The sequence below is a fragment of the Streptomyces sp. NBC_01481 genome (assembly GCF_026339995.1).
Classification (GTDB): domain Bacteria; phylum Actinomycetota; class Actinomycetes; order Streptomycetales; family Streptomycetaceae; genus Streptomyces.
Window position 1 is genome coordinate 618,533 of the sequence record NZ_JAPEPT010000001.1, and the last position, 12,712, is coordinate 631,244.

Here is a 12,712-nt window from a genome sequence, read left to right on the forward strand (position 1 = left end):
CAGCAGTACGGCCGGTTAGACGGCCGGCCCGGGTGGGGGGTTCCTGCCGCGCCGGGGTTCTCGGCAATTTGTACGCGAGGAGCCGCGCGGGGCAGGCGCACTCCGCACCGGACGCCCGGGCCTCAACCCCCCGCCCACCGCCCCCGCAACACCCCCACCGTCTCCGTGATCGCCGGCCTCCTCGCCGCCCCCGCCCGCCACAGCGCGTACAACCGCCGCTTCGGCACCGGATCCAGGCCCACCGCCACCACCCCCGTCGGCAGCGTGCCCCGGCCCAGCCGCGGGATCAGCGCGATGCCCAGTCCGGCCGCGACCAGCGCGAGCTGGGTGTGGTACTCCTCCGCCCGGTGGGCGAGATCGGGCTCGCACCCGGCCGCGCGCAGCGTACGGACCAGCCAGTCGTGGCAGACCGTGCCCGGCGGCTGGCAGATCCACCGCTGCCCCGCCAGCTCCTCGCGGCGTACGGACGCGTGCGCGGCCAGCGGATGCCCCTCCGGTACGAGCAGATCACACAGGTCGTCGCCGATGACGGCCTGCTCCACCCCCTCGGGGGCGGGCAGCGGCGCGATGTCCCAGTCGTGCGCTACTGCCACGTCGATCATGCCGCGGGCGACCAGGTCGATGGACAGATGCGGGTCGACCTCGGTCATGCGGGCGTCGAGCCCGGGATGCCTGCGGCTCAGTTCGGCGAGGACCCCGGGAAGCAGACCACGCGCCGCCGTGGCGAAGGCGCCGATGGTGAGCCGCCCGGTCGGCTGCCCCCGGCGCTCCTCCAGCGTGGTCTCGGCGCGTTCGACGATGGCGAGCAACTCCTGTGCGGTGGCGGCCAGATGTCGCGCCTCCTCGGTGAGCGCGACGCCCCGCCCCCGGCGCTCCAGCAGAGTCGTACGCGTCTCCCGCTCCAGCTTGGTGATCTGCTGAGACACGGCGGACGGGGTGTACCCGAGCGCGACGGCCGCCGCGGCGACGGACCCGTGGACGGAGACGGCGTGCAGTGCGCGCAGTCGTCCCAGATCGAGCACGGCGGCCTCCCTGTGGTGTGTTCCTGATCGGGCACTCGTAAGCAACGCTCAATTCCACCATGAAGAAACCCGCGCTGGTGCTACATGGTCGGCGCCGTTGATCATCGACCCATGCGCCCCGTACACATGGCACTCGCCGTCCTGGTCACCGCGGTCTGGGGAGTGAACTTCGTCGTCATCGAGCTTGGGCTCGGCCACTTTCCGCCCCTGTTCTTCTCCGCCCTGCGCTTCCTGGTGGCCGCGCTGCCCGCGGTCTTCTTCGTGGGCCGTCCCAAGGTGGCCTGGAAGTGGGTGATCGGCGTCGGACTGGCTCTGGGCGTCGCGAAGTTCGGGCTGCTGTTCATCGGTATGGACCGCGGGATGCCGGCCGGGCTCTCCTCGCTCGTCCTGCAGATCCAGACGGTCTTCACGGCCCTGCTCGCGGCCGTTGTCCTGCACGAACGTCCGGGCAGGGTACGGATCCTGGGCATGGCGATCGCCCTGTGCGGCATCGCCCTCGCGGCGGTCGACGAGGGGACCTCGGGACCCGTCCTCGCCTTCCTGCTCCTCATCGCGGCCGCGGCCTGCTGGGGCGTGTCCAATGTGCTGACCCGCAAGGCGTCCCCGCCGGACGCCCTGAACTTCATGATCTGGGTCTCCACCGTCCCCGTGCTGCCGCTGCTCGCGCTCTCGTTGCTCCTCGAAGGCCCCAAGGCCGACGTAGAGGCGCTGCGCTCCCTCGACTGGAGCGGGGCAGGCACGATCGTCTATGTCGCCTGGGGCGCGACGGTGTTCGGCTTCGGTGCCTGGGGTTTCCTGCTGCGCCGCTACCCCGCCTCCGCCGTCGCCCCCTTCTCGCTCCTCGTCCCGGTCTTCGGCATGTCGTCCGCGGCGCTGCTGCTCGACGAGTCGGTGAGCCCGCTGCGCTGGGGCGCGGCGGTGCTGCTGGTCGGCGGCGTCGCGCTCACCTCACTGTCGCGAGCAGGCGTTCCAGGTGCTCCCGTCCCGGCACCAGCAGTCCTGGCAGGTCGGCTGCCTCCGGATGCCAGCGCTTTTCGTACTCCCAGCACAGCCACGTCTCCTCGGTGAGCGTGGCCAGGCACTCGGCCAGCGGCAGTACGCCCGCGCCGAGCGGCAGTGGCGCGAGGTCGTCGGTCGATGCGACGTCCTTGACCTGGACGTAGCCGAGGAAGGGGGCGAGCGCGGCATGCGCCGCGGCCGGGGTCTCGCCGTCGAGCCAGGGGTGCACCACGTCCCAGATCGCGCCGACGTGTTTGTGGCCGACCGTGCCCAGGATGCGCGAGACACCGGCGCCGGTGCGGTGCGAGTCGTGGGTCTCCAGCAGGATCCGTACGCCGAGTTCGGCAGCGGTCTCGGCGGCGGTCCCGAGCCGGCGGGCGGCTGTGGCCTCGGCCTCGTCCGGGTCCTGGTCGCCTGCGCCGACGAAGACGCGTACATATGGAGCGCCCAAGTCCTTTGCCAGCCACATCAGTTCGTCGAGCTCCTTGTACACCGGAGCGTCGTCACCGGCGGCAGCGACGCCGGTGTACCCGCACACGGTGAGAATCTCCACGCCCGCCTGCTCGAACTCCGCCACCACGGCGGCCCGCTCCCGCATGCCGGTCCCCGGATGTACCGGCTCCTCGGGGTGGGCACGCAGCTCGACCCCCTGGTAGCCGGTGTCCACGGCGAGCGCGACCACGTCGGGGACCGGCATGCCCGGCACACCGAGGGTGGAGAAGGCGAACTTCACGTGACGGTTCCTTCCAGCAGGGGCAGCCGCCAGTCCTGGCCGACCAGATCGGCTCCGTACGAACGGTGCGGCTTCTCGGCGACGAGGGTGAACCCGGCCCGCTGATAGATCCGGCGGGCTCCGGCCAGTACGTCATTGGTCCACAGCACCAGTTCTCGATACCCCACATCGCGGGCGAAATCCACGACGGTACGCACGAGCAGGTCGCCGAGTCCGTGCCCGCGCGCATCCGGCTCGACCAGCAGCAACCGCAGCCGCGCGGTCGCCGGGGCGTCGTCCCGTACGCACATGACCGACCCCATCGGCCGCCCGTCCAGCTCGGCGATCCACACCCGCTCCAGATGGGGATCGTGGTCCTGGGCGAAGTCCGCGACGATCCGGGCGACGAGCCCCTCGAAGTCGGCGTTCCAGCCGTACTCGGCGCCGTACAGGGCACCATGGCGCTGCACGACCCACCCCAGATCCCCGGGACCGGGCTCGCGCAGCACGGGCCCTTCCCGGTGGGCGGGCCGCCCACGGCCGAGGATCTCGCGCACGGTCCGCATCGCCTCGACGAGCCGCGGCCGCTCGTCGACGGGCACGTTGGCGAGCAGCGCCCCCACGGCCTCCCGCGACCGCTCGTCGAGCAGCGCGGCGGCCTCGCGCCCCCGCTCGGTGAGCGTGATCCGCTGCCGCCGCGAATCCACCTCGGACGGCGCCCGTCCGACCAGTCCGTCCCGCTCGAACTTGGCGAGGAGTCTGCTCAAGTACCCGGCGTCGAGGGAGAGCTCGGCCCGCAGATCGGCGGCGTCGGTACGGGGGCTGTGGGCGAGCTTGTACAGGACGCGGGACTCGGTGAGGGTGTACGGGGTGTAGAGGTGCTTGCTGTAGTCGAGCGCGCCGATGAGATTGGTGTAGAAGCGGTTGAAGGCGCGGATTTCCTGGATGGGCATGGGCTGCTCCGGGCTCTATCCTTGACTGAGTCAACGGTACGACGAGGCCGTAGTCCCGGCAAGAGGGCGACCCGCTCCGACGGGCAGAGCTCCAAGTCCGGGAGCAGGAAGATGGTTGATTCTTCACATCACCTGCTCGCGCACCGACGGTGAGCGCTACGGTACTTTTTGTAGCGCCGAGTGCGAGCTACGTCACAGATCGACATGTTGCCGCCGCTCGGGCCTGCCCTGAGGCGGCTGTACGTCTGGGGGACTGCATGCGCGAAATGGCCAAGGGTTCCAACGTCGGCCTCGCAGCCCTGAGCGATGACACCGGATCGGTGGTCGTGAGCCTGCGTTGGAGCAGCGCGGCGGGGGACGGCGACGCCGATGTCTCCGTATTACTGTTGGACGGCAACGGCAAGGTGCGCAGCGACGCCGACTTCTTCTTCTACAACAACCCCGCCGCGGCCGACGGCAGCGTGCAGCTGCTGGGCAAAACACCGACCGACAGTGGTAGCGAGGACCGCATCAGCCTCGATCTGACCGCGGTGTCGCAGGACGTTGACCGCATTGTCGTGGCAGCCAGCCAGTACGGCGGTTCCTGCTTCGGTGAACTCGACGACCTGCGGGTAACGCTCGCCGATGGCAGCGGTGAGGCTCTGCTCGGATTCTCCATCACCGACGCCGGAGTCGAGAGCGCATTTATCTTCGGTGAGCTTTACCGGCGGGGCGAGGAGTGGAAGTTCCGGGCCATCGGCCAGGGCTACGAGACCGGTCTGGCGGGTCTGGCGACCGACTTCGGTATCGATATCGATGACGGGAGCGAAGACGACGCGGTAGCGGCGACCGCGGTGGAGCAGGTACCGAAGGCCGATGAGGGGCAACTACTGGCAGTCCTTCCATCGGCGGCGATCCCCGCACAGGCCGTAGGTGAGGCGCAGCCGGTCGGCGTGGAGCCCACGACAAAGCGCGCCCGCGGCCCTCGCACGGCCAAGAAGAAGGTCACGCTCCCCAAGGTGGCCAGGAAATCCCTCGCCGAGAACGACTCGTGGAAGCCTGCCCGGCTCTTCCCCGCACCGTCGCTCAAAAGCGACAAGGAGCGAGAGCTACGGGCCACTTCAGTACTGCTCTCGGTGATGGCCGAAGTGCCGGAGTTGGGGCGAAGGCTCACCGCCGCCTTCGGCGCACCGGCCGGACGTATGCAGACCTTCACCGAGGTCACGCTGCCGCATGGAGACACCCCCAAGCGCCCGGACGGTGTCATCCGTGTGGAGCGCGCGGGCAAGCTGTGGACCGCTCTGGTCGAGACGAAGACCAATGGGAATCCGCTCAAGCAGGATCAGGTCCAGAACTACATGGACATTGCCGCCCGTCGCGGCTACGAGGCCGTGATAACCCTCTCCAACGACGTTGCGCTGGAGGGCAGTCCGCTCGTGGACGTCAGGACCGACGGACGGCGCAAGCACAAAGTCGCTCTGTGGCACTTGTCCTGGGCCGAAGTGGCGCACCAGGCACAGATGCTGATCCGCCATGAGGGCGTCGGCAATGCTGCGCATGCGTGGCTCCTGCAGGAATTGCTCCACTACCTCCTGCACGAGAACTCCGGTTGCCACGGCTTTCAGAACATGGGTCCGGCCTGGGTGCCCGTACGAAACGGCATCGACACGGAAACCCTTTGCCAGGGTGACCTCCGGGCTGTCGAGGTCGTCGAGAGCTGGGAACGGCTCATCCGCCAGGTCTGCCTGCGCCTGGGCGGCGAACTCGGCCAGAAAGCCCTGCCGGTACAGCGCGCCAAGCGCGGTACCGACCCCCAGTCCCGGCGCGCCGTACTCGCCGACCGGCTGTGCGACGAAGGCCGCCTGGCCGCTGAGCTGCGCATCGACGGAACGCCGGGGGTCCTCGGGATTACGGCCGACCTGCGGACAGCCAGACTTCGCACATCCATCGAAATCCAGGCCCCGGAAGGGAGTTATCCCCTCACCTCGGCCAAGCGCCTACTCCGACTGCTGGCCGAGGCGCCGGCGGACCTCCATGTCGAGACCCTTGTCGAGGGCGGCAGCGGCCCGCGCGGCACCCTGGAGCGGCTGCGCCCTGAACCCGCCGACATGCTGCCCAAGGACGGCGCCCGGATGACCGGTTTCCGGCTGTCGTTGTTCAAGGGCATGGGCGCCACTCGCGGCAGTGCCGAATCCGGATTCATCCGCAGCGTCGACGAGTCTGTGGACCGGTTCTACGCGAGCGTAGTTGCCCAGCTGACGCCGTTGGAACGACGCTCGGGAAGCCGCTCGCAACCAACGGAACCGTCTGCCGTCGGCTGAGCCCGAGTTGTGGGATTGCTAGGTCTCGGGGTAATAGGCTGGAAAGCAGACTGAGTTGTCCGCACTGCAGATCTCGGTTCCGGTCGGGATGCGCCCGAAGGGGCGCTCGTACGTCAGAAGTCCCACTGTGCGTCCCGAAGCGAAGGACGCCGTACCCTCGCGGACGGGGCTCGAGCCGCTCGGAGGGCCGCCGGTGTAGTGGTAAGGGCCGTGCCCGCCCTCGACGATCGCAAAGAAAACCACGTAGTGGTCGTCCTCCTGGCGGTCCCCGAACGGCATGCCCGGCCGCACCAGCAGGAGGCACGCCTCAGGCGTCGAAGTCGTACTCGAGGATGTAGGCGGACGCATCCAGGACCATGTCGTTCACTTCGACGGCGCGCCCGTCCTCGGCGAAGGCCGTGCGGCAGATCAGGACGACCGGTGTGCCCGCTGCCAGGCCGAGTCGATCGTTTTCCTCCGCGGTGGGCATGCGGGAGCGGACTTCCTCGCGGAAGCGGACCGGCTTGGAGCCGATCTCGTCGAGCCGGGCGTAGATGCCTCCGGGCCCGGTGTCCGTACGCGTGATCGCCGTGCCTGCTACAAGCTCGGCATCGAGATAGGAGGTGGCCAGCAGGACTGGTCTGCCGTCGAGTACGAACCGGCGGCGGCGGACGCACGCCCGCGCGCCATCGACAAGGCCGAGAACACGCGCTATCGCTTCAGGCGCGTCTTCCTCGGTCACCGAGATCGGATCGACCGTCAGATCCCGGCCTTCAGTGTCGGCTGTCCAGATGGACCGGCCCGCGCCCCACAGCGCGGGTGAGAGCCGCTGAACACCGCGGCGCCGGATCGGCCTGAACTCGCGCACAAAGACTCCGGCGCCCTTGCGTGCCTCGGCCAGCCCCTCCGACTGGAGAACGCCGAGCGCCTGCCTGGCCGTCATACGGGCGACCTCGTAGGTGGCCATCAGGTCGTTCTCGCCGGGCAGCCGGTCTCCCGGACCGTACTCACCCGAATGGATGGCGGCCTTCAGCTCGGCGGCGATGCGCTGGTACTTGGGCTGTCTGCCGGCGCCCTGGCTCCCCATGGACGGTCCTCCCTGATCATCTCTAGACATCCTAGGCACCTCCCGCTGCCCATCACCCGCCACCCCATGCTCACGGGCGAGCAAAGAGCGCAAACATCTCTAGAGAACCCTTGACCAAGGCGGGCACGCCACGGAAACATATCTAGAGATGTCACTCATTGCGACCCTGCGGAGGCTCCCCGTGCCGCGTACCAACATCGTCGAAGTCGGCTGGCGATTCCCGAGAAGTCCTCGCAGTGCCGGGCGGGCACGGGCGCTGCTGCGCAAGCAGCTCTCCATGTGGGAGGTCGGGGACGAAGTGGCCGACACCGCCGAGCTGTTGCTCTCGGAATTGGTCACCAACTCCATCCGGCACGCCCGCACGCCGGCCGGTCGCGACATCGGTGTGCGGCTCGCGCGCTACGACGGGATGCTGCGCGTCGAAGTGGCCGATGCCAACAACTGTCGCCCAGTACCTCGTTCGGCCGATGCCGATGAGGAAGGCGGCCGAGGGCTCGTCCTCGTCGCTGCCCTGGCGGAACACTGGGGCTGCTGCCCACGACGCCACGGCATCGGCAAATCCGTCTGGGCGGAACTGAAGATGGGGTGATCCTGGCGCGCGGCCCGCAGCCGCACCCTCCGGAATCGCCCCCGCCTCACCCCTTCCGCGGCGGCGCCGTCGACGACCGTGCCATCAGTTCCGCCGCGATCGTCGCGATGCCGCCGGGCGGCGGGGCCTCCTTGCCCATCGCCAGGCGGCCCGCCCGGGCCCCCGCCTCGTACAGCGGCAGCCGGACCGTCGTCAGTGCGGGTGCCGCGTCGATCGAGAAGGGGAGGTCGTCGAAGCCCGCCACCGAGATGTCCTCGGGGATGCGCAGGCCCTGGTCGCGCAGGGCCGCGCAGGCGCCCAGCGCCACGGTGTCGTTCGCCGCCACGACGGCGGTCAAACCGGGGTCGCGGCGCAGCAGTTCGAGGGTCGCGTCGTAGCCGGAGCGGCGGGCGTACGGGCCGTGGACCGTGAGCCGGTCCTGGTCGCCGTCGATGCCCGCCGCGGCCAGTGCCGCCCGGTGGCCCTCCAGCCGGTGCCGGGTCGTCGTGCGCTCGGTCGGCCCCGCCACGTAGCCGATCCTGCGGTGTCCGAGCGCGACCAGATGCTCGGTGAGCCGCCGCCCGCCGCCCCGGTTGTCGAAGGCGAGCGCGGCGACGATCGCCTCGCTGCCCGGCAGCGGCGGCCGGCCGCAGAGTACGACCCGCGTGCCGGCGTCCGCGAGCTTGGCCAGTTTCGTGGCCATCGCCGCGATGTGGTCCGGGTCCTCCATGGCGCCGCCGGTCAGGACGACGGCCGCGGCGCGCTGGCGCTGGAGGAGGGTGAGATAGGTGAGTTCGCGCTCGGGGGAGCCGCCGGTGTTGCAGACGACGGCCAGTTTCTCGCCGCCCGCCCGCCCCGAACCCTCCTGCACGCCGATCTCGCTCTGGGCGGCCCCGGCCATGATCCCGCAGAAGGGGTCGGCGATGTCGTTGACGAGGATGCCCACCAGATCCGATGTGGCCGCCGCCAGCGAACTCGCGGGCCCGTTCAGGACGTAGTCGAGCTCGTCAACCGCTCGCAGCACCCGTTCCCGCGTTGACGCCGCGACCGGGTAGTTGCCGTTGAGGACACGGGAGACGGTGGCCGGGGACACCCGGGCGCGTGCCGCCACATCCGCCAGAGTGACTGTCATCGCTTTCCTCCGCGGGAGACGGGACGGGGCCCTTGTCCGGGCCGCTGTGGGCAGGCTAGCGTCCTACCGTGTAGAAAGCGCTTGCTACCCGCGTATCAGCGGAAACCGGCCGTAATGAGGGCGACTTCATGACACGCAGGACAGTGCGGATCGCCATGAACGGCGTCACGGGGCGGATGGGCTACCGCCAGCACCTGGTGCGCTCCCTCCTCGCCATCCGCGAACAGGGCGGCCTCGACCTCGGCGACGGCGACGTCCTGTGGCCCGAGCCCGTCCTCGTCGGCCGCCGCGAGCACGCCCTGCGTGAGATCGCCGACCGCCACGGCCTCGCCGATGTCTCCACCGACCTCGACGCCGTGCTCGCCGACGACAGCATCGACATCTACTTCGACGCGCAGGTCACCTCCGCCCGCGCCTGTGCGATCAAGCAGGCCGTAGCGGCGGGCAAGCACATCTACACAGAGAAGCCGACCGCCACCGATCTCGCGGGCGCGCTGGAACTGGCCCGTCTCGCCGACGCGGCCGGCATCAAGCACGGCGTCGTCCAGGACAAGATCTTCCTGCCGGGCATGCTGAAGCTGAAGCGCCTCGTCGACGGCGGCTTCTTCGGCGAGATCCTGTCCGTACGTGGGGAGTTCGGCTACTGGGTCTTCGAGGGCGACTGGCAGGAGGCGCAGCGCCCGAGCTGGAACTACCGCGCCGAGGACGGCGGCGGCATCGTCGTCGACATGTTCCCGCACTGGGAGTACGTACTGCGCGAGCTGTTCGGCCGCGTCACCAGCGTGACGGCGCAGGTCGCCACGCACATCCCGCGGCGCTGGGACGAACGCGGCAAGCCGTACGCCGCGACCGCCGACGACTCCGCGTACGCCATCTTCCAGCTGGAGGGCGGTGCCGTCGCCCAGATCAACTCCTCCTGGGCCGTACGGGTGATGCGCGACGAACTCGTCGAGTTCCAGGTCGACGGCACACACGGCTCGGCCATCGCGGGCCTGCGCCGCTGCCGCGCCCAGCACCGTTCCGCGACCCCGAAGCCCGTCTGGAACCCGGATTTGCCCGCCACCGAGTGCTTTCGCGACCAGTGGCAGGAGGTGCCGGACAACGGGGAGTTCGAGAACGCCTTCAAGGCGCAGTGGGAGCTGTTCCTGCGCCATGTCGTGCTCGGCGAGCCGTACCACCGGGACCTGCTCGCGGGAGCTCGCGGCGTGCAGCTCGCCGAGTTGGGGCTGAAGTCGTCGGCCGAGGGCCGCCGCTTTGAAGTGCCGGAGCTGTCGCTTTGACTCCTCTCCTCCCTAGAGGGAGGGGATTCCTGGCTCACGTTGGCTGTGGACCGGCGGTCCGTCAGCTCTTACACGATCAGCACCAGCCGGGTTGAGACCAGCCCGGACGAGCATTACGCGGGCGGAGTTCTTATCTCTGGGGGATACAGCTCCGCACGCGGTGCAGGCATAGGTTCGTTCGGAAAGAGGTAGTGCGTGCTTGGTTCTCGCTCCACACTGCGCGCAGTCCATCGTGGTGTGCGCGGGATGTACCAGGTGCACGGCACGTCCGTGCTTGCGGCCCATTTCGATCAGGGCCGCTTTGACTGCACCGATCGCGGCGTCCGCGGCCTTCTTGGCCATGGTGGATTTGGCGAGAAACTTCGGCCGGAAGTCCTCGACGGCGAGGGCGTCATGGTCGCGTACCACGTGCTTGGCCCACTTGCGGGCGGTGTCCTGCCGCTGCCGGGCGACCTTCTGGTACAGCTTGGCCCGCAGCCGCTTGGCCTCACGGTAGCCCTTCGATCCGGGCTGCCCCTTCTTCGGCTTGCGTCGGGCCATCATCCGGTCGTACCGGGTCAGCTTCGCCTGGGCTTTCTTCCCATGCCCCGCGTGGGGCAGGTCGTGCATGTCGGACGTGGTGGTGGCGGTCTCCCTCACCCCCCAGTCCACACCGATCACACGGCCCGTGGCGGGCAGGGCCTCAGTCGTGGCGGGGACAACGAACGAGCAGTACCAATGCCCCATGCTGTCGCGGTACACGCGCACGCTGGACGGGGGTTTGGGCAGATCCCGCGACCACACCACGGCCAGGACGATGCCCCCTGCCAGGTGCAGGCGGCCGTCCTTCAGCCGGAAGCCACGCTGCGTGTAGTTCAGCGTCGGCTCTGCATCGCGCTTCTTCTTGTACTTCGGCATCCCCGCCCGCTGCCGTATCGGCAGCCGCGCCTTGATGTCCTTCAAGGCTTTGGCGCGGGACGTGGCGAAGTCCCGGATGATCTGCTGCTGCGGGACCGAGCTGCCCTCCCGCAGCCACGCGTTCGCAGCCCGAGCTTCGGTCAGCATCTTGTCCAGCCGGGCCGGGCCGCACTTCTCGTCCTCGGTGTGCGCCTTCTTCGACCGGGCGCAGCACTCGTTCCAGATCCACCGGCACCGCGCCCACTCCGCCTTCAGTGCGGCGAGCGCGGTGGACGACACGCGAAGCCTGTAGGTGTACCGGGCATGCCCAGCATCCTCGGCCATCTGTAGTGTCGTCATGCCACCAACCTACTACTACGATTGGCCGTATGGACCACGAAGTACGCATCACACTCAGACTCCCCGCCGACCTCCATGCATGGCTCACCACTCAAGCAAAATCCGCTCGACGGTCCCTCAACTCCGAAATCCTGCACCGCCTTGAGGCCCAGCGCGGCACTCCCGTTACAGACGACGAATCGCCCTGACCGCGATTCGTCCTCCCCCGCCCTGCACCGCAGGAGTCCGATTCCTCCCCGGCCCAGAGGCCGGGGCACCCCTCGGAGGTACCCGGTGACAATCAGGCTCCTCCACGGGGTGTACGAGCCCCGCACCGAGCCGGTGGTGTTCGCGGGGGGCGCTGCGCCCACCTCCCGTACGGTCTTCGCGGCGGCGCATGTCGTGGCCGACCCGTACGCCGATGTCTCACCGGACTCGCCCGCCGCCGTCGACTGGGACGCCACGCTCGCCTTCCGGCGCCATCTGTGGTCGCACGGCCTCTGCGTCGCGGAGGCCATGGACACGGCGCAGCGCGGCATGGGTCTCGACTGGGCGGGCGCGGCCGAGCTGATCCGGCGCTCGGCAGCCGAGGCCAAGGCAGTGGGCGGCCGCATCGCCTGCGGGGTCGGCACCGACCAACTGACCGGCCCGGCTGATCTGCCGGCCGTCCGTACGGCGTACGAGGAGCAGCTCGCACTCGTCGAGGAGACCGGCTCACAGGCGATCCTGATGGCCTCGCGGGCGCTGGCGGGCGCGGCCGGGACCCCGGACGACTATGTGGCCCTCTACACCCACCTGCTGCGCCAGGCCTCCGAACCGGTGATCCTGCACTGGTTGGGCCCGATGTTCGACCCGGCGCTGGAGGGGTATTGGGGCTCGTCGGACCTGGACGCGGCGACGGGGACGTTTCTGGAGGTCATCGCGGCGCACCCCGACAAGGTCGACGGCATCAAGGTCTCGCTGCTCGACGCGCAGCGCGAGATCGACCTGCGACGGCGGCTGCCGGAGGGCGTCCGGTGCTACACCGGCGACGACTTCAACTACCCCGAGCTGATCGCGGGCGACGAACACGGCTTCAGCCACGCGCTGTTGGGGATCTTCGATCCGCTCGGTCCCCTGGCGGCCCATGCGGTACGGGTCCTCGACACCGGCGATGCCGTCGGCTTCCGCACACTCCTCGACCCGACCGTCGGTCTGTCCCGGCATCTGTTCCAGCCGCCGACGCGCTTCTACAAGACGGGCGTGGTGCTGCTGGCTTGGCTGGCGGGGCACCAGTCGCACTTCACGATGGTGGGCGGCCTGCAGTCGGCGCGCTCGCTGCCGCACCTGTGCCGGGCGTACGAACTGGCCGACGGCCTTGGACTGTTCCCGGATCCCCGGCTGGCCGAGCAGCGTATGAAGTCCCTGCTCACGATGTACGGAGCCGACCGGTGACGACGGACTTGACGCGCCTCAGCATCAACCA

Annotated in this window: 11 protein-coding genes and 1 pseudogene; 6 read left to right on the plus strand and 6 right to left on the minus strand. The window is 69.4% G+C overall.

Annotated features, from left to right (window positions below; genetic code table 11):
- Positions 1-122 precede the first annotated feature (122 nt).
- Complete coding sequence (locus tag OOK40_RS02975) at positions 123-1,022, minus strand: LysR family transcriptional regulator (RefSeq protein ID WP_266476220.1); 900 nt, start codon at positions 1,020-1,022, stop codon at positions 123-125.
- 111 nt (positions 1,023-1,133) lie between these two features.
- On the opposite strand from OOK40_RS02975, the gene OOK40_RS02980 reads away from it, so the two are divergent.
- Entirely contained in the window at positions 1,134-2,090 is a 957-nt protein-coding gene (locus OOK40_RS02980; protein ID WP_266476221.1) for an EamA family transporter, read from the plus strand.
- Positions 2,091-2,097: 7 nt separating this feature from the next.
- Here the strand turns inward: OOK40_RS02980 and OOK40_RS02985 are convergent.
- Both OOK40_RS02985 and OOK40_RS02990 read right to left on the minus strand, forming a co-directional pair.
- Positions 2,098-2,718, minus strand: a pseudogene (locus OOK40_RS02985) (sugar phosphate isomerase/epimerase family protein); the annotation flags it as partial.
- 32 nt (positions 2,719-2,750) lie between these two features.
- Positions 2,751-3,686 carry a helix-turn-helix domain-containing GNAT family N-acetyltransferase gene (locus OOK40_RS02990; RefSeq protein ID WP_266476223.1) on the minus strand — a complete coding sequence of 312 codons (936 nt, stop codon included), beginning with the start codon at positions 3,684-3,686 and terminating at the stop codon, positions 2,751-2,753.
- A gap of 257 nt (positions 3,687-3,943) precedes the next feature.
- Here OOK40_RS02990 and OOK40_RS02995 point away from each other — a divergent pair, with 257 nt between their 5' ends.
- Positions 3,944-5,986 carry a TerD family protein gene (locus OOK40_RS02995; RefSeq protein ID WP_266476224.1) on the plus strand — a complete coding sequence of 681 codons (2,043 nt, stop codon included), beginning with the start codon at positions 3,944-3,946 and terminating at the stop codon, positions 5,984-5,986.
- Between the two features lie 307 nt (positions 5,987-6,293).
- Here OOK40_RS02995 and OOK40_RS03000 read toward each other — a convergent pair whose 3' ends face one another.
- Positions 6,294-7,052: a GntR family transcriptional regulator gene (locus tag OOK40_RS03000; protein WP_266476225.1), complete on the minus strand. Its 759-nt coding sequence runs from the start codon at positions 7,050-7,052 to the stop codon at positions 6,294-6,296.
- A gap of 181 nt (positions 7,053-7,233) precedes the next feature.
- On the opposite strand from OOK40_RS03000, the gene OOK40_RS03005 reads away from it, so the two are divergent.
- On the plus strand, positions 7,234-7,641 hold the full coding sequence (locus tag OOK40_RS03005) for an ATP-binding protein (RefSeq protein WP_266476226.1): 408 nt from the start codon (positions 7,234-7,236) through the stop codon (positions 7,639-7,641).
- A 46-nt stretch (positions 7,642-7,687) separates the two neighbouring features.
- Here OOK40_RS03005 and OOK40_RS03010 read toward each other — a convergent pair whose 3' ends face one another.
- Positions 7,688-8,752 carry a LacI family DNA-binding transcriptional regulator gene (locus OOK40_RS03010; RefSeq protein ID WP_266476228.1) on the minus strand — a complete coding sequence of 355 codons (1,065 nt, stop codon included), beginning with the start codon at positions 8,750-8,752 and terminating at the stop codon, positions 7,688-7,690.
- 128 nt (positions 8,753-8,880) lie between these two features.
- On the opposite strand from OOK40_RS03010, the gene OOK40_RS03015 reads away from it, so the two are divergent.
- Positions 8,881-10,032 carry a Gfo/Idh/MocA family protein gene (locus OOK40_RS03015; protein WP_266476229.1) on the plus strand — a complete coding sequence of 384 codons (1,152 nt, stop codon included), beginning with the start codon at positions 8,881-8,883 and terminating at the stop codon, positions 10,030-10,032.
- 12 nt (positions 10,033-10,044) lie between these two features.
- Here the strand turns inward: OOK40_RS03015 and OOK40_RS03020 are convergent, their stop codons facing one another.
- Positions 10,045-11,268: a transposase gene (locus OOK40_RS03020; protein ID WP_266476231.1), complete on the minus strand. Its 1,224-nt coding sequence runs from the start codon at positions 11,266-11,268 to the stop codon at positions 10,045-10,047.
- A 29-nt stretch (positions 11,269-11,297) separates the two neighbouring features.
- Between OOK40_RS03020 and OOK40_RS03025 the strand changes: the two genes are divergently transcribed.
- Positions 11,298-11,456 (plus strand): Arc family DNA-binding protein, encoded by a 159-nt coding sequence (locus tag OOK40_RS03025; RefSeq protein ID WP_266476232.1) that lies wholly within the window; start codon positions 11,298-11,300, stop codon positions 11,454-11,456.
- 109 nt (positions 11,457-11,565) lie between these two features.
- Positions 11,566-12,681, plus strand: a complete 1,116-nt coding sequence (locus OOK40_RS03030) for a dihydrodipicolinate synthase family protein (protein ID WP_266478821.1) — start codon at positions 11,566-11,568, stop codon at positions 12,679-12,681.
- Positions 12,682-12,712: the final 31 nt, after the last annotated feature.